24 protein-coding genes are annotated in these 25,618 nt (G+C 71.6%); 12 read left to right on the forward strand and 12 right to left on the reverse strand.

The window, feature by feature from the left end; translation table 11 throughout:
• The first annotated feature begins 58 nt into the window (after positions 1-58).
• The gene (locus ABZX85_RS17525; RefSeq protein WP_355868638.1) at positions 59-853 is read left to right on the forward strand and encodes a metal-dependent hydrolase; all 795 of its coding nucleotides are present in this window, start codon (positions 59-61) and stop codon (positions 851-853) included.
• A gap of 8 nt (positions 854-861) precedes the next feature.
• Here ABZX85_RS17525 and ABZX85_RS17530 read toward each other — a convergent pair whose 3' ends face one another.
• The 4 genes from ABZX85_RS17530 to ABZX85_RS17545 all read right to left on the reverse strand — a co-directional run bounded on the left by ABZX85_RS17530 (position 862) and on the right by ABZX85_RS17545 (position 5,624).
• Positions 862-1,119 (reverse strand): type B 50S ribosomal protein L31, encoded by a 258-nt coding sequence (locus ABZX85_RS17530; protein ID WP_355868641.1) that lies wholly within the window; start codon positions 1,117-1,119, stop codon positions 862-864.
• A gap of 48 nt (positions 1,120-1,167) precedes the next feature.
• Complete coding sequence (locus ABZX85_RS17535; RefSeq protein WP_355868644.1) at positions 1,168-1,638, reverse strand: DUF5709 domain-containing protein; 471 nt, start codon at positions 1,636-1,638, stop codon at positions 1,168-1,170.
• A 357-nt stretch (positions 1,639-1,995) separates the two neighbouring features.
• Positions 1,996-3,777, reverse strand: coding sequence for an ABC transporter ATP-binding protein (locus ABZX85_RS17540; protein ID WP_355868647.1), 1,782 nt, complete (start codon positions 3,775-3,777; stop codon positions 1,996-1,998).
• A complete protein-coding gene (locus tag ABZX85_RS17545) occupies positions 3,774-5,624 on the reverse strand; it encodes an ABC transporter ATP-binding protein (protein WP_355868650.1) in 1,851 nt (616 codons plus the stop codon). Before ABZX85_RS17545 ends, ABZX85_RS17540 begins: the two co-directional genes overlap by 4 nt.
• 115 nt (positions 5,625-5,739) lie before the next feature.
• On the opposite strand from ABZX85_RS17545, the gene ABZX85_RS17550 reads away from it, so the two are divergent.
• The 3 genes from ABZX85_RS17550 (at position 5,740) to ABZX85_RS17560 (ending at position 9,708) form a co-directional block, all read left to right on the forward strand.
• The gene (locus tag ABZX85_RS17550) at positions 5,740-6,486 is read left to right on the forward strand and encodes a hypothetical protein (protein WP_355868653.1); all 747 of its coding nucleotides are present in this window, start codon (positions 5,740-5,742) and stop codon (positions 6,484-6,486) included.
• A 45-nt stretch (positions 6,487-6,531) separates the two neighbouring features.
• Positions 6,532-8,157 carry a peptide-N4-asparagine amidase gene (locus ABZX85_RS17555; protein ID WP_355868656.1) on the forward strand — a complete coding sequence of 542 codons (1,626 nt, stop codon included), beginning with the start codon at positions 6,532-6,534 and terminating at the stop codon, positions 8,155-8,157.
• Between the two features lie 171 nt (positions 8,158-8,328).
• Complete coding sequence (locus ABZX85_RS17560; RefSeq protein ID WP_355868659.1) at positions 8,329-9,708, forward strand: cation:dicarboxylase symporter family transporter; 1,380 nt, start codon at positions 8,329-8,331, stop codon at positions 9,706-9,708.
• 83 nt (positions 9,709-9,791) lie between these two features.
• Here the strand turns inward: ABZX85_RS17560 and ABZX85_RS17565 are convergent, their stop codons facing one another.
• Entirely contained in the window at positions 9,792-10,238 is a 447-nt protein-coding gene (locus ABZX85_RS17565; RefSeq protein ID WP_355868662.1) for a MarR family transcriptional regulator, read from the reverse strand.
• Between the two features lie 85 nt (positions 10,239-10,323).
• Between ABZX85_RS17565 and ABZX85_RS17570 the strand changes: the two genes are divergently transcribed.
• Together ABZX85_RS17570 and mltG are read left to right on the forward strand one after the other, a co-directional pair.
• The gene (locus ABZX85_RS17570) at positions 10,324-12,189 is read left to right on the forward strand and encodes an ABC transporter ATP-binding protein (protein ID WP_355868665.1); all 1,866 of its coding nucleotides are present in this window, start codon (positions 10,324-10,326) and stop codon (positions 12,187-12,189) included.
• Positions 12,190-12,369: 180 nt separating this feature from the next.
• Positions 12,370-13,215, forward strand: coding sequence for an endolytic transglycosylase MltG (gene mltG / locus ABZX85_RS17575; protein ID WP_355868668.1), 846 nt, complete (start codon positions 12,370-12,372; stop codon positions 13,213-13,215).
• Between the two features lie 352 nt (positions 13,216-13,567).
• Here the strand turns inward: mltG and ABZX85_RS17580 are convergent, their stop codons facing one another.
• From ABZX85_RS17580 to ABZX85_RS17600, 5 genes are all read right to left on the reverse strand, one after another.
• Positions 13,568-14,668: an NAD(P)-binding domain-containing protein gene (locus tag ABZX85_RS17580; RefSeq protein WP_355868671.1), complete on the reverse strand. Its 1,101-nt coding sequence runs from the start codon at positions 14,666-14,668 to the stop codon at positions 13,568-13,570.
• Between the two features lie 124 nt (positions 14,669-14,792).
• On the reverse strand, positions 14,793-15,794 hold the full coding sequence (locus tag ABZX85_RS17585; RefSeq protein WP_355868674.1) for an ABC transporter substrate-binding protein: 1,002 nt from the start codon (positions 15,792-15,794) through the stop codon (positions 14,793-14,795).
• 83 nt (positions 15,795-15,877) lie between these two features.
• Entirely contained in the window at positions 15,878-16,606 is a 729-nt protein-coding gene (locus ABZX85_RS17590; RefSeq protein WP_355868677.1) for an ABC transporter ATP-binding protein, read from the reverse strand.
• Complete coding sequence (locus ABZX85_RS17595; protein WP_355868680.1) at positions 16,579-17,466, reverse strand: ABC transporter permease; 888 nt, start codon at positions 17,464-17,466, stop codon at positions 16,579-16,581. Before ABZX85_RS17595 ends, ABZX85_RS17590 begins: the two co-directional genes overlap by 28 nt.
• 128 nt (positions 17,467-17,594) lie before the next feature.
• Positions 17,595-17,678 (reverse strand): putative leader peptide, encoded by an 84-nt coding sequence (locus ABZX85_RS17600; protein ID WP_355868958.1) that lies wholly within the window; start codon positions 17,676-17,678, stop codon positions 17,595-17,597.
• 147 nt (positions 17,679-17,825) lie between these two features.
• Between ABZX85_RS17600 and ABZX85_RS17605 the strand changes: the two genes are divergently transcribed.
• Positions 17,826-18,248 carry a secondary thiamine-phosphate synthase enzyme YjbQ gene (locus ABZX85_RS17605; RefSeq protein WP_355868683.1) on the forward strand — a complete coding sequence of 141 codons (423 nt, stop codon included), beginning with the start codon at positions 17,826-17,828 and terminating at the stop codon, positions 18,246-18,248.
• A gap of 159 nt (positions 18,249-18,407) precedes the next feature.
• Here the strand turns inward: ABZX85_RS17605 and ABZX85_RS17610 are convergent, their stop codons facing one another.
• Complete coding sequence (locus ABZX85_RS17610; RefSeq protein WP_355868686.1) at positions 18,408-19,031, reverse strand: TetR/AcrR family transcriptional regulator; 624 nt, start codon at positions 19,029-19,031, stop codon at positions 18,408-18,410.
• A 468-nt stretch (positions 19,032-19,499) separates the two neighbouring features.
• Between ABZX85_RS17610 and ABZX85_RS17615 the strand changes: the two genes are divergently transcribed.
• The 3 genes from ABZX85_RS17615 to ABZX85_RS17625 all read left to right on the forward strand — a co-directional run bounded on the left by ABZX85_RS17615 (position 19,500) and on the right by ABZX85_RS17625 (position 23,187).
• A complete protein-coding gene (locus ABZX85_RS17615) occupies positions 19,500-20,384 on the forward strand; it encodes an alpha/beta hydrolase (protein ID WP_355868689.1) in 885 nt (294 codons plus the stop codon).
• A gap of 41 nt (positions 20,385-20,425) precedes the next feature.
• The gene (locus ABZX85_RS17620) at positions 20,426-21,469 is read left to right on the forward strand and encodes an NAD(P)/FAD-dependent oxidoreductase (RefSeq protein ID WP_355868691.1); all 1,044 of its coding nucleotides are present in this window, start codon (positions 20,426-20,428) and stop codon (positions 21,467-21,469) included.
• Positions 21,470-21,555: 86 nt separating this feature from the next.
• Positions 21,556-23,187 carry an MFS transporter gene (locus ABZX85_RS17625; protein WP_355868694.1) on the forward strand — a complete coding sequence of 544 codons (1,632 nt, stop codon included), beginning with the start codon at positions 21,556-21,558 and terminating at the stop codon, positions 23,185-23,187.
• Positions 23,188-23,423: 236 nt separating this feature from the next.
• Here ABZX85_RS17625 and ABZX85_RS17630 read toward each other — a convergent pair whose 3' ends face one another.
• A complete protein-coding gene (locus tag ABZX85_RS17630) occupies positions 23,424-24,194 on the reverse strand; it encodes a methyltransferase domain-containing protein (protein WP_355868697.1) in 771 nt (256 codons plus the stop codon).
• Between the two features lie 48 nt (positions 24,195-24,242).
• Here ABZX85_RS17630 and ABZX85_RS17635 point away from each other — a divergent pair, with 48 nt between their 5' ends.
• Entirely contained in the window at positions 24,243-24,680 is a 438-nt protein-coding gene (locus tag ABZX85_RS17635) for a MerR family transcriptional regulator (RefSeq protein WP_355868700.1), read from the forward strand.
• Between the two features lie 234 nt (positions 24,681-24,914).
• Complete coding sequence (locus tag ABZX85_RS17640; RefSeq protein WP_355868703.1) at positions 24,915-25,601, forward strand: alpha/beta fold hydrolase; 687 nt, start codon at positions 24,915-24,917, stop codon at positions 25,599-25,601.
• The last annotated feature ends 17 nt before the right edge of the window (positions 25,602-25,618 follow it).

Genomic DNA, 25,618 nt, shown 5'->3' on the forward strand with positions numbered 1-25,618 from the left:
TGTCAGGGCACCCGGTCAACTGGACAGCGGCACAAGAGAAACGGGGCGGGCGAGCGCCATGATGGGACCAGCACACTCACTGTCGGGCGCCGCGGCCTGGCTCGGCGTCGGAGCCGCCGCAGCGGCGGCGGGGCAGCCGATGCCCTGGCCGGTTGTCCTGGCCGGCGCGCTGATCTGCGCGGGCGCGGCCCTCGCACCCGACCTCGACCACAAGGCCGCCACGATCTCGCGGGCCTTCGGTCCCGTCTCGCGGTGGCTGTGCGAGATCGTCGACAAGCTGTCGTACGCCGTCTACAAGTCGACCCGCAAACCGGGCGACCCGAGGCGCTCCGGCGGCCACCGGACGCTGACGCACACCTGGCTGTGGGCGGTGATGATCGGCGGCGGCACCTCGGCGCTGGCGATCATGGGGGGCCGCTGGGCGGTCCTCGCGATCCTCTTCGTGCACATGGTCCTGGCGATCGAGGGACTGCTGTGGCGGGCCGCCCGCGGCTCCAGCAGCGACATCCTGGTGTGGCTGTTGGCGGCGGCCAGCGCCTGGATCATCGCCGGGGTGCTGGACAAGCCCGGCAACGGCGCGGACTGGCTGTTCACCGACCCTGGCCAGGAGTACCTGTGGCTGGGCCTGCCGATCGTCCTGGGCGCCCTGGTGCACGACCTGGGGGACGCGCTGACCGTCTCCGGCTGCCCGGTCCTGTGGCCCATCCCGATCGGCCGCAAGCGCTGGTACCCCATCGGGCCGCCCAAGGCGATGCGGTTCCGGGCCGGGAGCTGGGTCGAGCTGAAGGTGCTCATGCCGGTGTTCATGCTGCTCGGCGGGGTCGGCGGGGCGGCGGCCCTCAACTTCATCTGACGGCCGGGTCAGCCCTCGCCCTCACCGGCGCCGTACTGCCGCTCGAAGCGGGCGACGCGGCCCTCCGTGTCGAGGGTGCGGGCCTTGCCGGTGTAGAAGGGGTGGCTCTGCGAGGAGATCTCGACGTCCACCACCGGGTACGTCTCGCCGTCGTCCCACTCGATGCTCTCCGCGCTCGTCGCGGTCGAGCGGGTGAGGAAGGCGTACCCGGCGGCGCGGTCGCGGAAGACGACCGGGTGGTAGTCGGGGTGCTGGTCCTGCGGCATGCGGGCTCCTTCTGGGGGATGGGGCACGGGGGCGTCGTCGAGGTGCCCTCACCCCGACAGGGCGTCCTCGTCGACGATGTGCATCGCCGCCTCCTCGGCGGAGGCCGCCGCGCCGTCGATGCCGACGTCGGTGGCGATCAGCGTGCTCTCCTCGTCCTCGTGGGCGCCCTCGTCGGGGGCGACGAGGCGGCCGGCGCGGGCGGCGCCGACCTCGTTGTCGAGGAGTTCGCCGTCGGTGCCGTCGCAGTCGCCGAGGCCGTCACCGTCGTACGCGGTCACGTCCGGGAGTTCCTCGGCGAGCCGCTGGTCGAGGGTCTCGCCGCGCCGGGCCTCGGCGGCCGTGACGCCGGTGTGCTCCACGGCCCACGGGCGCTCCGGCGGGGACCAGCCGCGGTCGAGGGGGTCGCCGACGCCGTCCTGGTCGAGGGTGTCCTCGGCGTCCAGCAGTCCCGCGTCGTCCTGCACCTCGGACCCGTCGGGCTGGTAGACGTCGTCGCCCCATCCGTCGCCGCTGGTCACGCACACCTCCAGAGGATGGGGACAAAGCCTCGTCCGCCGTCGCCCCGCGCGCACCGGGACACACCGCGCGCGGGTACTGCCCTCCAACGTTCCACCCGGCCCCGCGAGTGCGCAACGGCAACGGCGGTGACACGGCCCCACGGCGGCCCGTACAGGAGCCGGCCGGCCGGCGCCCCGGCACCGTCCCGCGCCGGAGGACGCGTCCGGGCCGCCCCCGCGACGCCCCCGTCGCGGAGGCCCGGCAGGACCCCGGCGGACCGTGGCGCGCCGCCCCCGGCGGCCCGGCGAGGACCGGCACCCGGAACCCGGCCGCCCGGCGTCACCCGTAGGCGCCCGGCCCCCGCCGCACCCGCATCCTCACCCGTGCCACGACCTCCACAGCGCCGCGTACGCCCCGTCCGCCGCGACCAGTTCCGCGTGGCTGCCCAGCTCGCTGATCCGGCCGTTCTCCACGACGGCGATGACGTCCGCGTCGTGCGCGGTGTGCAGCCGGTGGGCGATGGCGATCACCGTGCGGCCGTCGAGGACGCGGGCCAGGGAGCGTTCCAGGTGGCGGGCCGCGCGGGGGTCGAGGAGGGACGTCGCTTCGTCGAGGACGAGGGTGTGCGGATCGGCGAGGACCAGCCGGGCCAGCGCGATCTGCTGGGCCTGCGCGGGCGTGAGGGCGAGCCCGCCGGAACCGACCTCGGTGTCGAGCCCGCCGTCCAGCGCCCGCGCCCACACGGACGCGTCGACCGCGCCCAGCGCCGCCCACAGCTCGGCGTCCGCCGCGTCCGTCCGGGCGAGCAGGAGGTTGTCGCGCAGGGAGCCGACGAAGACGTGGTGCTCCTGGTTGACGAGGGCGACGTGCGAGCGGACCTGCTCGGCGGTCATCCGGGACAGCTCGGCGCCGCCGAGGGCGACCCGCCCGGTACGGGGCGCGTAGATCCCGGCGAGCAGCCGGCCCAGCGTCGACTTGCCCGCCCCCGACGGGCCGACCAGCGCGAGCCGGGTGCCCGGCGCCACCGACAGGGACACCTCGCGCAGGACGTCGACGCCCTCCCGGTACCCGAAGCGCACCGACTCGGCCGTCACCTCCCGCCCGTGCGGCGAGAGCCCCGTCTCCCCGGCGTCCGGCTCGATCTCCCGGACCCCGACCAGCCGGGCCAGCGACACCTGGGCGACCTGGAGTTCGTCGTACCAGCGCAGGATCAGGTTCACCGGATCGACCAGCATCTGCGCGAGCAGCGCCCCGGTGGTGAGCTGCCCGACGCCGATCCACCCGTTCAGGACGAACACACCGCCCAGCATCACCACGGACCCGAGGACCGTCAGGTGCACGGCGCTGATCATCGGGAACAGCACCGACCGCAGCCAGAGTGTGTACCGTTCCCAGCTCGTCCACTGCCTGATCCGCAGCTCGGACAGCGCGATCCGCCGCTCCCCGAGCCGGTGCGCCTCGACGGTCCGGCCCGCGTCGACGGTTTCGGCGAGCGCGGCGGCGACCGACGCGTACCCGGCGGCCTCCGAGCGGTATCCGGCGGGCGCCCGCTTGAAATACCAGCGCCAGCCGACGACCAGCAGCGGCACCGCGAGCAGGACGGACGCGGCGAGCGGCGGCGCCGTCACGACCAGCCCGGCGAGCAGCAGCGCCGACCACAGCACGCCGATGATCAGCTGCGGGACGGCCTCGCGCATGGCGTTGGCGAGCCGGTCGATGTCGGTGGTGATCCGCGACAGCAGGTCACCGGTCCCGGCCCGCTCCAGCACGCCCGGCGGCAGCCGCACCGACCGGACGAGGAAGTCCTCGCGCAGGTCGGCCAGCATCCGCTCGCCGAGCATCGCCCCGCGCAGCCGCATCTGGTGCACGAAGACGGCCTGCACGCCGAGCGCCAGCGCGAACAGCGTGACGGTCGGCCCGAGCCGAAGCTCCCGCTCCCCGGCCGACACCCGCTCGACGAGGTCGCCGAGCAGCCAGGGGCCCACCATCGAGGCGACGGTCGCGACGGTGTTCACGACGACGAGGACCAGGAAGGCCCGCCGGTGCCGGCGGACCAGCTCGCCGACGTAGGCGCGGACGGTGGCGGGCGCGCCGACGGGCAGCGTGCTCGCCGTCGTCGGGGCCGCCGGGTCGTACTGCGGTGGCTTCACGCCGATCATGCCGACTCCTCGATCTTCTCCGGCTCCGGTACGACGCTGTCGGCGTCCGGCGGGGCGGGGACCGCCGAACTGTCTTCCGACGGCTCCCGCGTCACCACCTCCCGGTACCGTCCTTCGTCCCGCAGCAACTCCCGGTGCGTCCCCACGGCGGCCACCTCGCCCCCGTCCAGCAGCACCACCCGGTCGGCCGTGTCGAGCAGCAGCGGCGACGACGTGAACACCACCGTCGTACGGCCCTTGCGCAGCCCCCGCAGGCCCTCCGAGATCCGTGCCTCGGTGTGGGAGTCGACGGCGGACGTCGGCTCGTCGAGGACCAGCACCTCCGGGTCGGTCACCAGGGACCGGGCGAGGGCGAGGCGCTGGCGCTGGCCGCCGGAGAGGGAGCGTCCGCGTTCGGTGACGTGGGCGTCCATGGGGTCGCCCGGTGAGCCCTGGGCGAGCGCGTCGAGGACGTCCTCGCAGCGCGCGGCGGCGAGCGCGCTGTCCGCCGTCACGGCTCCGGACGACGGCACGTCGAGCAGCTCGCGCAGCGAACCGGACAGCAGCACCGGGTCCTTGTCCTGCACGAGGACGGCGGTGCGCGCGACGCCCAGCGGCAGCCCGTCCAGCGCCACGCCACCCAGCAGCACCGACGGTCCCTCCTCGGCGGAGTGCCCGCCGAGCCGCTCCGCGAGCCGCCCGGCCGCGTCGGGATCGCCGCAGACCACGGCGGTGAGCATCCCGGAGGGCGCGAGCAGCCCGGAGCCGGGGTCGTACAGATCCCCGGAGGGGACGTCGCCAGCCAAAGCCTCAGAGGCCCCCGAGGCCCTCGAAGTCCCCGAGGTTCCCGAAGCCTCCGAAGCTTCGTCGGCGCCCCGCTCCAGCGACAGCACCCGGGCCGCCCGCTCAGCCGACGGCCGGGAGAAGGAGTAAGCCATGGCGATCTCTTCAAAATGCCGCAAAGGGTACGAAAGGACCGCCACGGAACTGTAGACGGTGACGAGTTCCCCCACCGACACCCTCCCCTCCTGCGCGAGACCCACCCCGTACCAGACGACCCCCACCAGCAGCAGCCCCGGCAACAACCCCTGGAGCGCGCTGATCAGCGCCCACATCCCGGCGCTGCGGACGGCGGCGTGCCGGACGTCCTGGGAGGCGGCGCGGTAGCGGTCGAGGAACAGCTCCTCGCCGCCGATCCCGCGCAGCACCCGCAGCCCCGCGACCGTGTCGGACGCCAGCTCGGTCGCCCGCCCCGCCTTCTCACGCTGGACGTCGGCCCGCCGGGTCGCCCGAGGCAGCAGCGGCAGCGCCGCGAGCGCCACCACGGGCACCCCGACGGCGACGACGGCCCCGAGCGCGGGCTGGTACACCAGCAGCCCGACACAGACGAGGACGACGGTGAGCGCGGCGGCGGTGAACCGCGAGACCGACTCCACGAACCACCCGACCTTCTCGACGTCACCGGTGGACACCGCGACCACTTCACCGGCCGCGACCCGCCGCGTGAGCGCCGAGCCCAGCAGGGACGCCTTACGGGCCAGGAGCTGCTGGACGCGGGCCGCGGCGGTGATCCAGTTGGTGACGGCCGCCCGGTGCAGGAACGTGTCCCCCAAGGTCGACGCGACACCGCACAGCAGCATCAGCGCGCCCGCCAGCGCGAGCCGCGAGCCCGACCGGTCGACGACGGCCTGGACGGCGTACCCGACGACGAACGGCTGCGCGGAGACGGCCGGGAAGTGCACCAGCCCCCACGCCAGGGACTGGAGCTGACCGCCCGCCTGGCTGCGGCCGAGCCACCACAGGAGGCGGGGCCCCGAGCGTGCGTCCGGCACACCCGGGTCGCGGTACGGAAGGTCTTGGATCTGCATGACGTCCCAGAAGCTCGTGTCAGAAGGAGGCGCAAACCGTGCCAGCCTCGCCGCGCGGGTCGGCGGAACTCAACCGGTTTTCCCCTGGGCCGCACGGATTGCGACTATGGAACGCATGCGAGGAACCGCGACACGAACCGCGGCGGCGGCCGGGATGCTGCTCGCCGCCCTGACCGGCTGCGCGAGCAGGCAGACGCACGACGGCGCGGACGCCGGGACGAAGCAGCCCGCCGCCACGAGAGCGCTCACCACCGTCCCGGACGTCGGCCCGAGCTTCCAGAAGCGCATCCCGGCCGCCTCCCGGCAGGTCGTCGTGGTCTACGGCGACGGCAGGAACTCTCCGGACGCGACGGTCGTTCTCTACACCAAGCGGGGCATCACGCAAGGCGTCAAGCAAGGCATCACGCAGGGCGGAACCTGGCAGAAGGAGAGCAGCTGGCCGGCCCACAACGCGCGCAAGGGCTGGACGACGGACCATCACGAGAACGACGGCCGCAGCCCCGTGGGGGTGTTCACCCTCACCGACGCGGGCGGCGCCCTGAAGAACCCCGGCTCGAAACTGCCGTACACCCGCTCCGCCGCCTTCGAGACGCCGAGCTGGTGGCTGAAGCCGTACCGGCACGACTTCGACTACGTCATCGCCATCGACTACAACCGCGTCAAGGGCACGTCCCCGAGCGACCCGACCCGCCCCGAGGGGGAGAAGAAGGGAGGCAGCATCTGGCTCCACATGGATCACGGCAGCGGTACCTCGGCCTGCGTGAGCCTGTCGAAGGCCGGCATGGAACACCTGCTGACGACGCTGGACCCGGCCGCGCACCCGGTCGTGGTGATGGGGGACCGGGCCGAACTGAAGGCTTGAACGGCACCGTTGCGGGACGGGGGAGACTCCCCTAGAACACCGGCCATGACCAGACGGCTCATCATGTCCATGCTAGCCACGGTCGCCGCGCTCGTGGCGGCGACCCTCCCGCCGACGGCGACCGCGCTCCCGGCCCGGGCCGCCGACGTCCCGGCCGAGTTCGGCTCCGACTGGCACGACCCGGTGACAGCGGCCCCGCCCGTCCCCAAGCCCTCCACCGAGTCCTGCGAAGTCACCGTCGCCGAGGCCCAGTTCAGCGACTTCACCCCCTACCGGGGCACCTACACCCCGCCCGCCGCCTGCGGCGACCGCTGGAGCAAGGTCGTCCTGCGCCTCGACGGCAAGGTCAAGGGCCGCCAGTACGACCGCCTCGGATACCTCCACATCGGCGGCGTGGAGATCTTCCGCACGTCCACCCCGCAGCCCTCGCCGGACGGCATCGCGTGGTCGGTCGAGAAGGACGTCACCCGCTACACCGACACCCTGCGGCGCGCGCAGGACGTGGAGATGCTGATCGGGAACGTCGTGGACGACATGTACACGGGCGTCCTGGACGTCAAGGTGACGCTGACGTTCTACAAGGCGCCCAGGACGGTCCCGCCCGCGCCGGCGTCGTACGCCACGACCCCTCAGGGCGGTGCCGTCCCCGACAAGGTCCTCACGCTCGCCCCCGACGGCACCCTCACCACTCCCCGCAACAGCGAACGCGTCCTCGCCGAGGTCTACGCGACCGGCTCCGGCGGGGGCTGCGAGGAGTACTGGTACCTCTCCGTCCCGGCACCGGCGCCCTATTCCTGCCAGACACCTGACGGCCCCTACCGGGAGGTGCAGATCAAGGTCGACGGCGAACTGGCCGGGATCGCCACGCCGTTCCCGACCGTGTGGACCGGCGGCTGGTCCAACCCCTTCCTCTGGTACGTCGTCCCCGGCCCCCGCGCCTTCGACATCAAGCCGATCGAATACGACCTGACCCCCTTCGCCGGCCTCCTCAACGACGGCCGCCCGCACCGCGTCGAGGTGTCCGTCGTCGGCGTCCCCGAGGGGCAGACGGGGTGGAGCGCGCCGGTCAACGTCCTGGTCTGGCAGGACGCGCGCAAGACGCGGGTCGGCGGAAAGCTCGTCACCCACAAGGAGGGCGCCGCGGCGAACTCCTCGACGTACACGCCCGGTACGGAGCACCGGGTCGACACGGAGGCGGGGCACGGCCTGACGGTCGCCGGGTACGTCGACACCTCGCACGGCCGGGTCACCACCACGGTCACCCGGACCCTGGCCCACACCTCCACGCACCGCTGGACCGACGGCGAGAACGTCGACGGCCTCGACGGGGTGTGGACGGACGACGAGACGGTCACCGTCGGCGCGTACACGACCCGCGCGCACCGGACGTACACGATGGACGGCACGACGACCATCGGCGCGGACGACCGGCTGCGGACCGTCATGGCACTCGGCGACCGGGCCGCCGTGAGCGACTCGCGCGGATACCGGTCGCGGCTCGACGACACGTACACGGGCGACGCGACGTACACGGTCGGGGTGCCGCGCGACCAGCGGCACGGCGTCGCCACGACGACCGAGCGCTACCGGCTGACGGGGTCGCGAGGCTGCCACGACCGTACGGTGACGGCGGTCCAGGGCGTACTGACCCGGGACAGTAGCGCCTGCTGAAACGTTCCGATGTGTGATGCATCACTCATGCCGTGATTTACACATCGGCAACACGGAGGTCTTCCCTCCGAGCGGCGGGCACTCCAAAGTGTTCGGCACGGAAGACACTTTCCGTATCGCAGAAGTCTCGTTCGGCTTCCGCGAGTTCGCCGTCCCCTCCCAGGAGTGCCCGTGCCGCAGTCCGTACCGTCCCTGCCGCGACGCGCCGCACGAACGCTGCGTACCTCGCTCTTCACCCAGGTCGCCCTCGCGCTCGTGCTCGGAATCGCCGTCGGCAAACTGTGGCCGGGCTTCGCCTCCGACCTCCAGCCGCTCGGTGACGGGTTCATCCGGCTGATCAAGACGATCATCTCGCCACTGGTGTTCTGCGTGGTCGTCGTCGGGATCGCCAAGGCGGGCGACCTCAAGGCGTTCGGCCGGATCGGGCTCAAGGCCCTGATCTGGTTCGAGGTCGCGAGCACGCTCGCGCTGGTCGTCGGGCTGCTCGCCGCGAACCTCGTCCAGCCGGGCTCGGGGATGAACGTCGACCCGGCCACGCTGAACACGGCTGCGGTCGACGCGAAGACGAACGGTGGCTCGCTGCCGTCGACGACGGAGTTCGTGCTGCACTCGCTGCCGACCTCGTTCGTAGGCGCGTTCGCCGAGAACTCCCTGCTCCAGGTGCTGATCCTGGCCTGTCTCGTCGGCGCCGCGCTGCTGCACCTCGGGCACACCAAGGTCCCGCAGGTGCTGCCCGCGATCGAGCAGGCCCAGGAGATCATCTTCGCGATCGTCGGCTTCGTCATGCGGCTCGCCCCGATCGCCGTGTTCGGCGCGATGGCCGTCCTCATCGGCAACTACGGCCTCGGCGTGATCGAGACGTACGGCAAGCTGATCGCCCTCTGCTACGCGGCTGCCGCCCTGTTCATCGCGCTGCTCGCGGTCGCCCTGAAGATGGTCACCGGGCTCAGCCTCTGGAAGTTCCTGCGCTACATCCGCGAGGAGATGCTGCTCGCGCTCGGCACCGCCTCCACCGAGTCGGTCATGCCGCGCGTCATGCAGAAGCTGCGCAAGGCGGGCGCCCGGGACGACGCGGTCGGCCTCGTCCTGCCCACCGGCTACTCCTTCAACCTCGACGGCGCTTCCCTCTACCTCTCGATCGGCACCCTCTTCATCGCACAGGCGGTCGGCGTCGACCTGAGCCTCAGCCAGCAGATCACCGTCGTCCTCGTCCTGATGCTGACCAGCAAGGGCATGGCCGGCATCCCCGGCTCCGCCTTCCTCGCCCTCTCCGCGACCGCGTCCTCCCTCGGCGCGATCCCGGCGGGCGCGGTCGCCCTGCTCCTCGGCGTCGACCGGATCATGGACTCGATGCGCGTCGTGACGAACCTCCTCGGCAACTGCGTCGCCGTGTTCGCGGTGTCGCGCTGGGAGGGGGCGCTGGACATCGAGCGCGCGAAGAAGGTGCTGAACCGGGAGATCGACGTGTCGGGCGACGACGAGGAAGAGGAGGCGCAGGCGGTCGTGCCCGCCCAGCTCACCAAGAAGGAGCCCGCGACCGAGGCGAGCTGACCCCGGATCTCCCACGGCGTACCAGGCCGCGGCCACCGACTCCGAACCCGGAGCCGGTGGCCGCGGCCTGTCGCGTACGGCCGTCAGCGGTGCACCGGCATGCCGCTCATCAGGGTCTCCAGCAGTTCGCCGAGCGCCTCCCGCTCGTCCTCCGAGAGGGGCGCGAGGATCTCCGAGGCGGCGGAGCGGCGGGCGCCGCGCAGCTCGCGCAGGGCGCCGAGGCCGTCGTCCGTCAGCTCGATACGGATCACCCGCCGGTTGGTCGGGTCGGGGACCCGGCGCACCTTGCCGTTCGCCTCCAGGCCGTCCACCAGCGTCGTCACCGCGCGCGGGACCACTTCGAGGCGCGCGGCGAGGTCGGCCATGCGCGGTGGGGAGGGGTACTGCGCGAGCGTGCGCAGCAGCCGGGACTGGGCGGGGGTGACGCCCAGGCCGCACTCCTCGATGTGCCGCTTCTGGATGCGGTGCACGCGGCGGGTGAACCGCAGCAACTGCTCGGCGAGCAGGCTGTCGGAATCTGGTGTGCCCATACGGGAACAATAACAGGATGCCATTCATTGTGAGTATAGGTAACAATGAGCGTGATCCTGAATCTCGTGCTTCCCGAAGGAGCCCATGCACCCCGACCGAGAGAAACCCGCCTGGAACCCGTCGGCCGACCCGGCGGGACCGCAGCCCCGCCAGGTCCGCCGCATCCTCAGGCTGTTCCGCCCCTACCGCGCCCGCCTCGCCGTCGTCGGCCTGCTGGTCGCCGCCTCCTCGCTGGTCGGCGTCGCCACGCCGTTCCTGCTGAAGGAGACGCTGGACGTCGCGATCCCCCAGGGGCGTACGGGCCTGCTGAGCCTGCTCGCCCTCGGCATGATCCTCAGCGCCGTCCTCTCCGGCGTCTTCGGCGTCCTCCAGACGCTGATCTCGACGACGGTCGGCCAGCGCGTCATGCACGACCTGCGCACCGCCGTCTACGGCCGCCTCCAGCGCATGTCCCTCGCGTTCTTCACGCGCACGCGCACCGGCGAGGTCCAGTCCCGCATCGCCAACGACATCGGCGGCATGCAGGCGACCGTCACCTCCACCGCGACCTCCCTCGTCTCCAACTTCACCAGCGTCGTCGCCACGATCGTCGCGATGCTCGCCCTCGACTGGCGGCTCACCGCCGTCTCGCTGCTGCTCCTGCCGGTCTTCGTCTGGATCAGCCGCCGGGTCGGCACCGAACGCAAGAGGATCACCACCGAGCGGCAGAAGCAGATGGCCGCCATGTCCGCGACGGTCACCGAGTCGCTGTCGGTCAGCGGCATCCTCCTGGGCCGCACGATGGGCCGCTCCGACTCCCTGACCAGGGCCTTCGCGGACGAGTCCGAGCGGCTCGTCGATCTGGAGGTCCGCTCCAGCATGGCCGGGCGCTGGCGGATGTCCGTCATCGGGATCGTCATGTCCGCGATGCCGGCGTTCATCTACTGGGCGGCGGGCGTCGCCCTCCAGCTCGGCGGGCCGGACGTCTCGCTGGGCACGATCGTCGCCTTCGTCTCCCTCCAGCAGGGACTCTTCCGCCCCGCCGTCAGCCTCCTGTCCACCGGCGTCCAGATCCAGACGTCCCTCGCGCTCTTCCAGCGCATCTTCGAGTACCTCGACCTGCCGATCGACATCACCGAACGCGAGCGTCCCGTCCATCTGGAGCGGGTGAAGGGGGAGGTGCGCTTCGAGGACGTGTCGTTCCGGTACGACGGTGAAGGGGGCGCGGGCGCGGGGCTTGAGGGCGCCGGGCTCGGGAAGGCCGGGCCCGGGAGCGCCGGCCGTGCCATCCTCGACGGCGTCGACATCACCGTCCCCGCAGGTCACAGCCTCGCGATCGTCGGCTCGACCGGTGCCGGCAAGTCCACGCTGGGCCATCTCGTGCCCCGGCTGTACGACGTGACGGGAGGCAGGGTCACCCTCGACGGGGTCGATGTCCGGGACCTCGACTTCGACACCCTCGCGCGGGCGGTCGGCGTCGTCTCCCAGGAGACGTACCTCTTCCACGCGACGGTCGCGGAGAACCTCCGCTTCGCGAAGCCGGACGCGAGCGACGAGGAGCTGTACGACGCGGCGCGCGCGGCGCAGATCCACGACCACATCGCGTCCCTGCCCGACGGGTACGACACGGTCGTCGGGGAGCGGGGCCACCGTTTCTCCGGCGGGGAGAAGCAGCGGCTCGCCATCGCGCGGACCATCCTGCGTGATCCGCCGGTGCTGATCCTCGACGAGGCGACCAGCGCGCTGGACACGCGGACCGAGTACGCCGTGCAGCGGGCGATCGACGCGCTGTCGAAGAACCGGACGACGGTGACGATCGCGCACCGGCTGTCGACGATCCGGGACGCCGATCAGATCGTCGTCCTGGAGGGTGGGCGGGTTGTGGAGCGGGGGACGCATGAGGAGTTGGTGGGGCGGGAGGGGAGGTATGCGGGGCTGGTGCGGAAGGACGAGCGGGTGACGGCTTCCTGAGGGTGCCGGTTCCTGGGAGCTGGTGCTTTCCGGAGGGGGTGCGTTCTGAGGGGGCGCGTCCTGAGGGGCACCGTTGCCCGGGGGTGCCGTTTCCTGGGTCGTGCGGCGTTTTGAGGGGTGATGATCCGACAAACCGACGATATGCCCGGTTTTTGACGGTGTGCGAGTTAACGTGCCCGCATGCAGATGAACACTCCGCCCCGGAGCGCGATCCGTCTGACGCGCCGTGGCCGCACCGTCCTCGTCGTCACCGGGGCCGTGGTGGCCGCTGCCGCCGTGGCGGTACCGCTGCTGGGGGTCGAACGGCCCGCCCCCGAGGCCGCGAAGCCGAAGGTGCTGACCATCCCCGAGGGCTGGCGCTCCGGCCAGGTCTACGAAGCGGTCGACAAGGCGCTCGCCCTCCCCGTCGGTACGACGCGGAAGAACCTGCCGAAGACCGGACTCGGACTCCCCACCGACGCCGAGGGCAACCCCGAGGGCTACCTCTTCCCCGCGACCTACCCCCTCACCGAGAAGACGACCCCCCAGTCGCTCCTCACGTACATGGTCGACACGGCGAACAAGAAGTTCAACGGCGCTCCCATGGCCGCCGGTGCCCAGCGCAACGCCATGAACGTCTACCAGGCCGTCACCATCGCCAGCATCATCCAGGCCGAGGCCGCCACCAAGGCCGACATGGGCAAGGTCGCCCGCGTCGTCTTCAACCGGCTGGAGCGGGGGATGCCCCTCCAGATGGACTCGACGATCAACTACGCCCTCAACCGCTCCACCCTGAACACCGCGGACGCCGACACGAAGATCGACAGCCCCTACAACTCCTACCAGCGCATGGGCCTCCCCCCGACCCCCATCGACAACCCCGGCGAGGAAGCGATGCGCGCCGCCATCACCCCCACCCCCGGCGACTGGCTCTACTTCGTCACCGTCAAACCCGGCGACACGCGCTTCACGGCGAACTTTGCGGAGCATCAGCGGAACGTGGCGGAGTTCAACAAACTCCAGGGGCAGAAGCCGAAGGCGAGCTGAGGGGGCGGGCACGGGTTCGAGGCGGCGGAGCGAGAACGGCCGGCGGTGGACGTCCTCGCGGGTGGCCGGGGGCCGGTGTGGCTGAGGGGGGACACCTTTCTTGAGGCGCCACGTCCGGGAGCGCATCCATTCCGGGGTGCCACTTCCCGAGGCGGGTCCGTTGAGACGGCAAGTGCTGGTGCGGGGCGGACGCTGAAACCTCCGCCCGCACCGGCGATGCTCGCGGGAGGCGGCGGTAGTTCTCCCGAAACGAGGAGGGCCGGAGGCGGTTGGCGGCAGCCACTTCCGGCCCGCCCTCCGGACTGCGTCCGGTTCCGCCGACGGCCCCCACCAGCAGCCTCCGTCCCGCCCTCTACGCCGCCGTCAACTCCCCCGACGTCGGCTCTCCCGAAGTCGACCCCAGTAGCCGCCGAATCTCCCGCACCGCCGCCCGGCCCGCTCGGTTCGCTCCGATCGTGCTGGCGGAAGGTCCGTAGCCGACCAGGTGGATGCGGGGGTCGGCTGTGGTGCGGGTGCCGGTGAGGCGGATGCCGCCGCCGGGTTCGCGCAGGTCGAGTGGGGTGAGGTGGGCGAGGGAGGGGCGGAAGCCGGTGGCCCAGAGGATGACGTCGGCCGGTTCCTCGTGGCCGTCGGGCCAGTGGACGCCGTCGGGGGTGATGCGGTCGAACATCGGGCGGCGGTTCAGTACCCCGTCGGACAGGCCCTCGCGGATCGCGTCGTTCAGGGGGAGGCCCGTCACCGAGACGACGCTGCGAGGCGGCAGACCCTGCCGTACCCGCTCCTCGACCAGCGCGACCGCCGCGCGCCCTTCCTCCTCGCCGAAGGGACCCTCGCGGTAGACCGGCGGACGACGGGTGACCCAGATGGTGGAGGCGGCGTACGGGGCGAGTTCGAGGAGGTGCTGCGTGCCGGAGGCGCCCCCGCCGACGACCACGACCCGCAGACCGGCGAAGGCTTCCGGCCCCGCATACTGGGCCGTGTGCAACTGGCGCCCCCGGAACGTCTCCTGCCCGGGATAGCGCGGCCAGAACGGCCGGTCCCAGGTGCCGGTCGCGTTGATCAGCGCCCGCGCGGACCAGTCCCCGTCCGACGTCTCGACCAGCAGCCGGCCCCCACCCCCCTCGCGCACCGCACGGACGTCCACCGGCCGCCGCACCCGCAGGTCGAAAGCCTCCTCGTAACGCGCGAAGTACGCACCGATCACCTCGGACGACGGCCGCGCCGGGTCCGCCCCCTCCAGCTCCATCCCCGGCAGCGCGTGCATCCCGTGCACCTTGCCGTACGTCAACGACGGCCACCGGAACTGCCAGGCACCCCCCGGCGCCGGCGCGTGGTCGAGGACCACGAAATCCCGCCCGGACCGGAACCCGGTCCGCCGCAGGTGATACGCGCTGGACAGCCCCGCCTGTCCGGCGCCCACGACGACCACCTCGACCTCACGAATGTCGTTCACATTTCTACCAACCACGCCGGAGGCGGCCCTCTTCCCACTCCGGCCCTCTTCCCACTCCGGACGCCCGGACCTGCCGCGTACGACGCCGGCCCGGCTCGCCGGCGTCGTACGTGTCGTGGCGGGGTCAGCGTGCCGGTGTCGTCGAGGCGGGGAGGTCGGCGTTGAAGCGGGTGTCCACGAAATCCGCGAAGTCGACCTTCGCAGGGATCAGCTTCAGGGCGGTGAACGTGTCGGCGATCTTCTGTTCGGACGCGATGAGCGGGCGGTCGACGGCGACGGCGATCCGCGTCGAATGCGTACGCCTCACCGAGGCGAGGGCGACGTCGTAGGGCAGGCCCGTGTCCTTCGCCCACACCGTCGCCCAGTCCGCCTGATGCGTGTACACCCAGTCCTGGGCGCGGCGCAGGCGCGCGAGGTAGTCCTCGATCGCGGCGGCCTTCTTCGTGTCCTTGAGGGCGGCCGGCGCGGCGACCTGGAAGCTGAGCCCGTTGACGACACCCTGCCCGGTGGTCAGGACACGCCCCTTCTTCGCTTCGAGGACCTGCGAGGTGTACGGGTCCCAGACGGCCCACGCGTCGACCTTCCCGGAGGTGAACGCGGCGAGCGCGTCGGCCGGTTGGAGGTACTTGACCTGGACGTCGGCCGGAGTGAGCCCGGCCGCTTCGAGGGAGGCGATCAGCTGGTAGTGCGCGGAGGAACCCTGCGCGACGGCGATCGACTTCCCTTTCAGGTCACGGGACTTGGTGAGTTTCGAGCCGTTAGGTACGAGGACGGCCTCGCCCTCCGACGAGCCGTGCCATGCCGCGACCACCGTGATCTTCGAGCCGGCGCCGGCCGCGAAGACGGGCGGGGTGTTGCCGACGGCGCCGATGTCGACGGCGCCCGCGTCGACGGCCTCCAGGAGGGGCGGGCCGGAGGTGAACGTGGACCACTTGATCTTGTAGTCGAGGTTCTTGAGTTCGCCCGCGGCACGTAGGACGGCTTCCGAACCGCCTTTCTGGTCACCGACATCGAGGGTGAGGGAGCCGGTGCCGTCGGTGGCGGTGGAGGCGGAGGAGGTGGCGCCGCAGGCGGTGAGGAGGAGGGTGAGGAGGAGGGCGGCGGGGAGGAGACGGGCGGGGCGCATGTGGGGGTTCCTGTCGGTGGGGGAGTGGGGAGTTGCCTGTAGTTGCTTGTATGGGGGGCAACTCCGTTGATGTGCGGGCGAGTTCAGGAAGCCGCGTCGACGCCGAGCCGGGCCAGCAGTCCCGCCCGCAGCTCCGCGAACCGGGGGTCGGCGAGGTCGCGGGGCCGGTCGAGGTCGACGTACTGCTCGTGGGCGATGGCGCCGTCGTCCATCACCAGGACCCGGTCCGCCAGGAGGACGGCCTCCTCGACGTCGTGCGTGACGAGCAGCACCGTGCAGCCGCGCCGCCGCCACAACTCGCCCACCAACCGCTGGGCCTTGATCCGGGTCAGCGCGTCGAGCGCCCCGAAGGGCTCGTCCAGCAGCAGGAGATCGGGCTCGCGGACCAACGCCCGTGCCAGCGAGGCGCGTTGGGCCTCACCACCGGAGAGCGTCTTCGGCCAGGCGTTCGCGTGACCGGCGAGGCCGACCTCCTCAAGTGCCTTGTCCGCCACCGTTCTTGACGGCTTGCCCGGCAGCCCGAGCAGTACGTTGCGCCACACCCTCTTCCACGGCATCAGCCGGGGCGCCTGGAACGCGACCGACTTACGGCGCGGCACCAGCACCGTCCCCTCGATCTCCCGGTCCAGCCCCGCGAGAATCCGCAGCAGCGTCGACTTCCCGCAGCCGCTGCGCCCGAGGAGCGCCACGAACTCGCCCGGCCTGATGTCGAGTCGGAGGTCGTCGATGACGGCACGCCCGTCGAAGGACCGCGTCAGCCCCTCGACCCGGACCGCCTGCCCGGTCACCGGCCGGTGAACGTCGGTCGCCATTGCAGCAGCACCCTCTCCAGAGAACGGACGACGAAGTCGGCGAACAGCCCGAGGAACGCGTACACGACCAGACAGACCACGATCACGTCCGTCCGCAGGAAGTCCCGCGCCTGCACCATCAGGAACCCGATACCCGAGTCCGCGTTGACCTGTTCGGCGAAGACCAGGGCCAGCCAGGCGATGCCGAGCGAGTACCGCAGCCCCGTCAGCGCCCCGGGGAGCGCCCCCGGCAGCACGACGTGCCGGACCAGACCCCACCGCGACAGCCCCAACGACTCACCGGCCTCGACGAGTTGGGAGTCGACGCCGCGGATGCCCGCGTACACGTTCAGGTAGAGCGGGAAGGTCACCCCGAGCGTGATGATCGCGACCTTCGGGGTCTCGCCGATGCCGAACCAGATGATGAACAGCGGGATCAGACCGACGAACGGGACCGTCCGCAGCATCTGCACCGGCGCGTCCACCAGATCCTCGCCGATCCTGAACAGGCCCGAGAACAGGGCGAGCCCGGTGCCGATGAGGGTGCCGAACAGCAGCCCCAGGGCGACGCGCCGCAGTGACGTCCCCATGGCGGAGGTGAGCGAACCGTCGGCGATCAGGTCACCGGCGACCTCCGCGATCCGGCCCGGGGAGGCGAGGGTGTCGGACGTCAACACGCCTGTCGTGCTGAGGAGTTGCCAGAGCGCCAGCAGGAGGAGGGGGCCGGTGGTGCGGCGCAGCCAGCGGGGGAGGCGGGGGCGGCGGGAGGTGTGGGGGCGGAGAGGGCGGATGGGCTGGAGGAGCTGAGGCCCGGAGCCATGGCTGTCCGGGATGCCGGACGCTGTGGCGTCGGGTGGGGGCGGGGCATGGCTGATGCTCATGGGGGCTCCATGGGGCGGTGGGGGGACACGCCTCGGCCGCGCCGGATCAGGCAGAACTCAGGGGTCTGCCCGTGCGGGGGCCTTGCGGGAAGCGGCCTGGCCGGAAGGGGCCTGGCGGAAAGGGGGCGTCAGCAGCCGTGGCGACACGCGGCGGAGGCCACCCGCAGGAGGTCGATGTGACCACGCGTGGTGAGCAGGGCTGAACGCGACATGCCGTCGAACGTAGTGAGGGGTGGGGTGGGTGGTCAACGGGTGTCTTGCGACGTGGACCACGGCCGCTCGCCGATCGGACGGCCGTACGGAGCCCCGCGGCCTCGGGTCCCCGGCGTCACACGGCCCGGACCGGAGACAATGCAGCCATGTCCGACGCCTTCACCACCCGTGTCCTGCACGTCACCTCCGGCTCGCGTGAGCGAGTCGTCGACCTCACCCGCGACTGCGAGTCCTTCCTCCGTGAGGCGGCGGCGGGCCGCGACGGCCTCCTCAACATCTTCGTCCCCCACGCCACCGCCGGCATCGCCGTCATCGAGACCGGCGCCGGCAGCGACGACGACCTCCTCGCCGCGCTCCACACCCTCCTCCCCGCCGACGACCGCTGGACCCACCGCCACGGCTCCCCCGGCCACGGCCGCGACCACGTCCTCCCCGCCCTCGTCCCACCCCACGCGACCCTCCCGGTCGTCAACGGGCTTCTGGAGCTGGGGACTTGGCAGTCGGTGTGTCTTGTCGACACCAACATCTCCAACGTCAACCGTCAGGTCCGGCTCAGCTTCCTGGGTTGAGCTTCCGGAGCAGTTCACCGCAACCTGCCCCGACCCCTTTGATGGCGCCAGGGCAAATGACTACCGGCGTCAAGATTCCCGACAGCGTCGCTCAGTTCTTCGCCAACCTCCCGGACGGCCGCCCGCGGCGCGCGGACCTTCGGGCCGGCCGTGCCTTTCTCAGGGGTGGCGTGGGCGGGGCAGCAGGGCGAACGCGGTCTCCGCTATCGAGGTCAGGCGGTCGGGGCTGTGGCCGTACGCGCCCACGACATCGCTTCCGCGGATGACGGTCAGCAGAAGGTACGCGAGGTCGTCGGGGCTCGCGTCGGGGTCGATGTCGCCGTTGCGCTGCGCCGCTCGCACGCAGTCGGCCACCGCCGTCCTGACCACGGAGAAGCAGTCGTCGGCCAGGCGTTTCACCTCGGGGTCGGAGGCGCCGATCTCCAGGGCCATCTTGGCGGCGAAGCAGGCTGCAGCGGCCCGGTCGGAGGCGGGGGGTACGTCGGCGGCGAGCGGCACCCCGTGGACGGCGCGGAGCAGGTACGCGTGCAGTCGTTCCAGAGCGCCCTCGTCCGGTCCGGCGAGCATCTTCGGCGGGCCCTGCCCCAGCCGGCCGAAGTAGCCGGTCATCGCCTGGAGCAGCACGCCGTGCTTGCCGTCGAACGCGCCGTAGAGGCTGCCGCGGCCCAGGCCGGTGGCGGCGCTGATGTCGTCGACGCTCGTGCCGTTGTAGCCCGAGGCGCGGAACTGCCGTTCGGCGGCATGGAGGACGTGGTCGCGGTCGAAGCTTCGTGGTCTCGCCATACACCGAAGGTACGGCCGACCCACTCTTCTTGACAACTCAGTACAGAACCGCCTAGGTTTCTGACAGTTCAGTACACAACAGTCCCGGGCTCATCGGACGGGATGTGTGCACGCCTGGCGCGATCGAGGGCGACCCATGCCTTTGAACTCCTCCGCGCCGCCCGGAGTTGCGACGCCTTCCAGGCCGGCAAGGCCGGTCTGATCCTCGCGATTCCGGCGACGGCGAGTTTCGTCGCCGGACTGGATCTGTACATCACGAACGTCCCAAGCGAAGCGGAGACGGACTCTCCACTCGGTGGACGGCCGCCGGCGTGACCGCTCGCCGGCACTGGCCCCGGCTTCAGGCAGCCGTACTTGCTACTTGGTCCGGACCTACCGGACCGCGACGCCGCGAAAGCGGCTTTGGAGGTTGAACTCATGACACAGGTGACTCAGCGACCGCCCTTCGGCGAGGACTCCCCGGCCAGGGTGTCCCAGGCGACCGACCGCGTCCGTCGCCGGACGGTTCAGGCAGGCGGACTGGCGGTTCCGGTCCTTGAGGCCGGCAGTGGGCCGCTCGTCGTGTGTCTCCACGGGTTTCCCGACCATGCCGCCAGCTGGGCAGGTACCCTCGACCGCCTTGCGCAGGAGGGGTACTGGGCGGTCGCGCCCGCACAGCGCGGATACTGGCCCGGCGGCGCGGCCCCCGATGGTTCCTACGACATCGCCTCGACCGGTCAGGACGTCCTGACCCTGATCGAGGCGCTCGGGCGCGAGCAGGCGGATCTCATCGGCCACGACTTTGGGGCCGCGGCGGCGTATGCGGCAACGAGCCTCGACGCGAGGCGTGTCCGCAAGCTTGTCACCATGGCGGGTCCCCCCGCCCGGCAACTGATGACCGCACTGGTCACCGACGGTGACCAGCAGCGACGCAGCTGGTACATGTTCTTCTTCCAGAACGCCATGGCCGAGGCGGCCGTCGAGCTCGACGACTTCGCCTTCATCGACCGGCTCTGGCGGGAATGGTCACCCGGCTACGAACTGCCGGACGCGGAGCGTGCCGCGCTCAAGGAAACCCTGGGTGCTCCAGGAGTCTTGACCGAGACCCTGGGCTACTACCGCCAGTTGTTCGCGCCCCCCGTGGACGAGGCGACCCGATCCCTGCAAGCCCGGGCCTTCGGCGCCATCACCGTCCCGTCGCTCTACCTCCACGGAGCCGACGACAACTGCCTGTCCGTGGAGTTGAGCGACGGCATGGACGACCTGTTCACGAACGACTTCGAACGCATCGTCATACCCGGCGCGGGGCACTTCCCGCACCTCGAACAGCCCAAGACGGTCGCCGACCACATCGTCGGCTTCCTGAACAGCTGACCCCCAGCGAACCACCCGGAACTTGAAGGGTTGACCGAACCATGACTGACAAGGAAACGCAGGAGGCCACGGCTGTGACGACTCCTGCGTACGCGAGCGACGCACCGGCCGAGGGGACCGTCGACGCGGTGGTGATCGGCGGGGGCGCCGCTGGGCTGAACGGGGCGCTGATGCTCGCCCGTTCCCGCCGCTCGGTCGTCGTGATCGACAGCGGCTCCCCGCGCAACGCGCCCGCCGAAGCCGTGCACGGCCTCCTCGCCCTGGACGGCACCCCGCCGTCCGAGATCCTCCGACGGGGCCGGGAGCAGGTGCGCCAGTACGGCGGACGCGTCGTCCACGGCAAGGTGACCTCGGCCGAGCCCGCCGCCCCGTCGGCGGACGGGGACCTGCGGTTCACCGTCACCCTGGCCGACGGCCACCACATCACCGCCCGCCGCGTCCTGGTGGCCACCGGCCTCACGGATGTGCTGCCGGAGGTACCCGGCCTCGCCGAGCACTGGGGACACAGTGTGCTGCACTGCCCGTACTGCCACGGCTGGGAGGTGCGCGACGAGCCCATCGGCATCCTCGCCACCGGCCCGGCCTCCATCGGCCACGCGTACCTGTTCCGCCAGCTGACCGATGACCTCACCTACTTCACCCACGGCACCGACCTGGACGAGGACAGCCGCGCCCGCTTCGCCGCCCGCGGCATCCGCGTCATCGACACCCCGGTCGCCGAGGTCGTCGACGACGAGGACGGCGCCCTCGCCGGGGTGCGCCTGGCCGACGGCCAGGTCGTGGCCCGCCGCGTCCTCGCGGTCGCCGCGCCGATGCGGGCCCGAACCCAGGGCCTGGAAGGTCTCGGCCTGCCGGTGCAGGACGGGCCGAAGGGCCGCAGCTTCGTCTCCGGCGCGGACGGCACCACCGAGGTGCCGGGCGTGTGGGTGGCCGGCAACGTCACCGATCTGGTCGCCCAGGTCGGGGCCTCCGCAGCGGCCGGCGCACTGGCCGGCGCCGACATCAACAGGATGCTCGCCATCGCGGACACCGACGCGGCCCTCCAGCAGATCGCCGAGGGAAGCCCGCAAGGGGCCACACGATGATCCGGAAGCCCTGAGATCTCAGCCCGTCACCCACTCGCCTCATGGGCCGACAAGCCCATCCTCCCCGTCCCCCTCAGGAGCTACTGATGCCTTTCCTTGCGAACACCCCCGTGGAGAAGATGCCCGGGCCTTACGCGCGGCGCTGGTGGGCGCTGCTCGTGCTGTGTCTGAGCCTGCTGATAACGGTGATGGCGAACACGTCGCTGATCGTCGCCGCCCCCGACATGACCACCGACCTGGGCCTGAGCAGCAGTGATCTGCAATGGGTCGTCGACAGCTACACCGTTCCGTACGCGGCGCTGATGCTGGTGCTGGGCGCGATCGGCGACAAGTACAGCCGGCGCGGCGCGCTGGTGCTGGGTCTGCTGATCTTCGCCGCCGGTTCGGTGATGGGGAGCATGGTCGACGAGACCTCGCTGGTCGTCGTGGCCCGCGCGATCATGGGCATCGGCGCCGCGGTCGTGATGCCGGCCACGCTGTCCCTGGTGGTCGCGACCTTCCCCCGCAGCGAGCGGGCCAAGGCCATCACCGCCTGGGCCGCGACCTCCGGGCTGGCGGTGGCCTTCGGCCCGCTGGTCTCCGGCTGGCTGCTGGAGGACCACGCCTGGGGCTCGACCTTCCTGATCAACGTGCCGTTCGCCGTCCTCGCCGTGTTCGGCGCGCTCGCCCTGGTACCGCCGTCCAAGGCGGAGGGCATGGGCCGGATCGACTACGTCGGTGGTCTGCTGTCGATCGTCACCGTCGGCTCCCTGATCTACGCCGCCATCGAGGGCCCGCACGCCGGCTGGGGCGCCGGCCCCGTCACCGGCGCCGTGGTCGCCGGCGTGGGTCTGGCCGCCTTCGTCGTCTGGGAGCTGCGGCACCCGCACCCGATGCTGGACGTCCGGAAGTTCGCGCTGCGGCCCTTCACCGGCTCGATGCTCGCGGTGATGTTCTTCTTCTTCGGTATGTTCGCCGTGATCTACTACGCGACGCAGTTCCTCCAGTTCGTCCTCGGCTACGGCGCCCTGGAAACGGGCGTACGGCTGCTGCCGCTGGGCGGCGCGGTGTTCCTCGGGTCCGCGCTGACCGGGATACTCGCCCCGAAGCTGGGGGTGAAGGTGATGGCCGTGACCGGCCTGGCCATCGGCACGGCGGGCATGTTCCTGCTCACCCAGATCGACAAGGGGTCGACGTACGGGGACTTCCTGGCGCCGCTGATGATGCTGGGCCTCGCGCTCGGACTGGCCATCTCCCCGGCGACCGACACGATCATGGGCTCCTTCCCCGAGTCCGAGCTGGGCGTCGGCGGTGGTGTCAACGACACCGCGCTGGAGCTGGGCGGGGCGCTGGGCATCGCGGTGCTCGGCTCGCTGCTGGGCACGGCCTACCGGGACGAGCTGACCGACCTGGTGGGCGACCGGCTCCCGGCGGAGGCGATGGAGACCGCCAAGGACTCGGTCGGCGCCGGCCTGGCCGTCGCGCAGCGCGTCGCGCAAGATCCCTCCGCCGGGCCCCAGCAGGCCCAGGCCGCCGTGGACGCCGTCCACCAGGCATTCGCCCACGGAGTCGCCCAGACCAGCCTCATCGGCGGGATCATCATGGCCGCCGGAACACTGATCGTCCTCGCGGTCCTGCCGGGCCGGCGCGGGTTCGCGAAGCAGAGCGGCGAGCCGGGGGCCGGGACGACGGCGGGCGAGGCGGCGACCGTTCGGGAGCACACCGGGTCCACCCGCTAGATTGCCGGGCACCGCCTCCGCCGGATCTCCCGCCGGACGCGTCGGGCAGGAGCCCGGCGGTGCGAGCGGGGCAGGACGCGGACATGGTCCACGGCCACGCAGATCCTCTGCCGGAACACCACACCGTCCACGGCCTCCGGGCCGCCCCGGGGCTCTCCTCAGGGGCGGCCCGGAGGCCAAGAGCCGTGAGGCGACAGCGGCGGTCACCACAGACGCCACCCCGCACTCCGGGCGCTCTAGGCGGAGGCGGCAGCCAAGAAGAACGGAATGGCGATGAGGAAGCGGTCCGCCTCGGCGCGTCGGTGCTGTTCGGCGAGCCACTCGTCGGCCTGGTCACGGCCGACGGCACCGCTCATGCAGGCCGACTCGACGAGCCTGGTGAGCAACGGCAGCATCGTGGGATCGGTGAACACGCTGGTGTGCACCTCGACGGTGACGTCGTCGAAGCCGCCGTCCAGGAGCAGGTTGCGGTACTGGCGGCCGGCGCGGGGCGTGCTCAGGAGGTCGGCGCGGGCGTGCACGATCGTGCGGGTCAGCTCCGCATCGTCGGAGTCGACCATGACGGCGTCCCAGTCCTGCCCGACCAGGACGATCCTGCCGCCCGGGCAGAGGACGCGCCGCGCTTCCGTCACCGCGCGCCACGGCTCCTGAAGTGCGTGGAAGACCTTGTCGGCACGGTAGCCGCGCACACTTCCGTCGGCGAACGGCAGATCCTCCGCCCCCGCCTCCCGGAACTCGGCCGCCGGCCACCGTTTCCGGGCCTCGGCCAGCATCCACGGATCAGGATCGACCCCCACCGCGTCGACGCCGCGCTCGGCCAGCTCGGCTACGGCCCGCCCGGCACCGCAGCCGATGTCCACGACGGACGAGCCCGGGACAAGGGACAGCAGTTCGTAGGAGCGCGCCCGCAGCAGGCCGGCGCTCGGAATCTGGTCCATCGCGTCGAGGAGGGCCAGCATGCCTGCGGTATGGCGGTGCATTTCGACCGTTTCCTGGTTCTTGGACATGGGCGCCACGCTAGGACTTGATGTCGACATGAAGTCAACCGGAGACACATGAAGTCGAGCGGAGACAACGCCGCGAACGCGATGGGCATCGGCGCGCTCGCTGCACGGTTCGGTCTCGCCCCGCACGTCCTGCGGCACTGGGAATCGATGGGCCTGCTGCACCCCGTACGGGACGCACGAGGACGCCGCCGCTACGACGCGGACGACCTCACCCGCGTGGCGACGATCCTCATAGGCAAGAAGGCCGGCCTGGGCCTGGACACCATCAGGAGCCTGTCCGCCACCGTCGAGCGCGCTGCCCGGCACAAGATCCTGCGCGCCCAGGCCGACGAGCTCCGATCGAGGATCGCCGCCGCCCGGATCTCATTGGAACTCATCGAGGGTGGCCTGAACTGCGAGTACGAGGACGTCACCCAGTGCCCGGACTACCGGCGGCTCATCGCCGAGCAGATCGGCTCCCGGGTGACGACGCGCGGGCGAGCATGAGGCGGAAAGCCGCCTGATCAAAGGACGACGCGAACCGTCAGGTCCGGCGATCCGACTCCAGATCCCGCCGAGCTGAAGTCGCCCTGTGTCATGGTTGAATTACCTTCCGTGACTTATGGGATCGCGGGCAAGACACCCACAGGCGGGGCGCGGGGAACGGATTCTCGGTGGGACGTGGACACGCCGCTGCTTCGGCGGGCGACGCGGGTGCGGCCTCGGGTTCGGTTGGTGTGTATGCCCTATACAGGGGTCGGTGCGTCGTTGTACGCCGCGTGGCCGGGGCTGTTGCCGGACGATGTGGAGCCGATCGCCGTTCAGCTCCCCGGCCGTGAGGACCGGCTCTTCGACCCCCACGTCACGGATGTCGACAGCGTCGCGCGGGCGCTCGCGGACGTTCTGCGTCCCCGCTTCTCGGTGCCGGTGGCCTTCTTCGGGCACTGCGCCGGGGCCCTGCTGGCCTTCGAGGTGGCCCGTGAACTGGAGGTCCGGTACGGCGTGCGGGCCGCACACCTGATCGTGTCCGCCGCCCCGGCGCCGGACTCGCCGGTACCGCCGCCGCCACTGCACACGCTGTCCGACGCGGAGTTCCGCGCGGTGGTGCGCGCCTCCGAGGGGGCGCCGCAGGAAGTGCTGGACAGCGACGCCTACATGGAGCTGCTGCTGCCGGGCATGCGCGCCGACTTCGCGATGTGGTCGCGATACCGCCACCGCCCCGGCGCCCCGCTGACCTGCCCGGTGACCGTCTTCGGCGGCGCGGACGACGACGAGGTCACTGCCCCGGCGCTGCGGGCCTGGCAGGCGCACACCACCGGGGCGTTCGCGGAACGCGTCTTCCCCGGTGGGCACTTCTTCCTCCGCACCGCGGCCGAGGAGGTCACGGGAGCGGTGGCCGAACTCCTCGCGGCCCCCTCGGTCCGGTAGATCCACCGGCGGCTCGC

Origin of the sequence: Streptomyces sp. NPDC004539, from assembly GCF_040610055.1 — a bacterium.
Classification (GTDB): Bacteria; Actinomycetota; Actinomycetes; order Streptomycetales; family Streptomycetaceae; genus Streptomyces.

Coding starts and splice junctions, on each gene's coding strand:
- ABZX85_RS17600 (WP_355868958.1), bottom strand. CDS start 17,678: ATGTCGCGTTCAGCCCTGCTCACCACGCGTGGTCACATCGACCTCCTG.
- ABZX85_RS17525 (WP_355868638.1), top strand. CDS start 59: ATGATGGGACCAGCACACTCACTGTCGGGCGCCGCGGCCTGGCTCGGC.
- ABZX85_RS17570 (WP_355868665.1), top strand. CDS start 10,324: ATGCACCCCGACCGAGAGAAACCCGCCTGGAACCCGTCGGCCGACCCG.
- ABZX85_RS17605 (WP_355868683.1), top strand. CDS start 17,826: ATGTCCGACGCCTTCACCACCCGTGTCCTGCACGTCACCTCCGGCTCG.
- ABZX85_RS17640 (WP_355868703.1), top strand. CDS start 24,915: ATGCCCTATACAGGGGTCGGTGCGTCGTTGTACGCCGCGTGGCCGGGG.
- ABZX85_RS17635 (WP_355868700.1), top strand. CDS start 24,243: ATGAAGTCGAGCGGAGACAACGCCGCGAACGCGATGGGCATCGGCGCG.
- ABZX85_RS17540 (WP_355868647.1), bottom strand. CDS start 3,777: ATGATCGGCGTGAAGCCACCGCAGTACGACCCGGCGGCCCCGACGACG.
- ABZX85_RS17590 (WP_355868677.1), bottom strand. CDS start 16,606: ATGGCGACCGACGTTCACCGGCCGGTGACCGGGCAGGCGGTCCGGGTC.
- ABZX85_RS17585 (WP_355868674.1), bottom strand. CDS start 15,794: ATGCGCCCCGCCCGTCTCCTCCCCGCCGCCCTCCTCCTCACCCTCCTC.
- ABZX85_RS17530 (WP_355868641.1), bottom strand. CDS start 1,119: ATGCCGCAGGACCAGCACCCCGACTACCACCCGGTCGTCTTCCGCGAC.
- mltG (WP_355868668.1), top strand. CDS start 12,370: ATGCAGATGAACACTCCGCCCCGGAGCGCGATCCGTCTGACGCGCCGT.
- ABZX85_RS17565 (WP_355868662.1), bottom strand. CDS start 10,238: ATGGGCACACCAGATTCCGACAGCCTGCTCGCCGAGCAGTTGCTGCGG.
- ABZX85_RS17555 (WP_355868656.1), top strand. CDS start 6,532: ATGACCAGACGGCTCATCATGTCCATGCTAGCCACGGTCGCCGCGCTC.
- ABZX85_RS17630 (WP_355868697.1), bottom strand. CDS start 24,194: ATGTCCAAGAACCAGGAAACGGTCGAAATGCACCGCCATACCGCAGGC.
- ABZX85_RS17595 (WP_355868680.1), bottom strand. CDS start 17,466: ATGAGCATCAGCCATGCCCCGCCCCCACCCGACGCCACAGCGTCCGGC.
- ABZX85_RS17550 (WP_355868653.1), top strand. CDS start 5,740: ATGCGAGGAACCGCGACACGAACCGCGGCGGCGGCCGGGATGCTGCTC.
- ABZX85_RS17625 (WP_355868694.1), top strand. CDS start 21,556: ATGCCTTTCCTTGCGAACACCCCCGTGGAGAAGATGCCCGGGCCTTAC.
- ABZX85_RS17620 (WP_355868691.1), top strand. CDS start 20,426: ATGACTGACAAGGAAACGCAGGAGGCCACGGCTGTGACGACTCCTGCG.
- ABZX85_RS17545 (WP_355868650.1), bottom strand. CDS start 5,624: ATGCAGATCCAAGACCTTCCGTACCGCGACCCGGGTGTGCCGGACGCA.
- ABZX85_RS17610 (WP_355868686.1), bottom strand. CDS start 19,031: ATGGCGAGACCACGAAGCTTCGACCGCGACCACGTCCTCCATGCCGCC.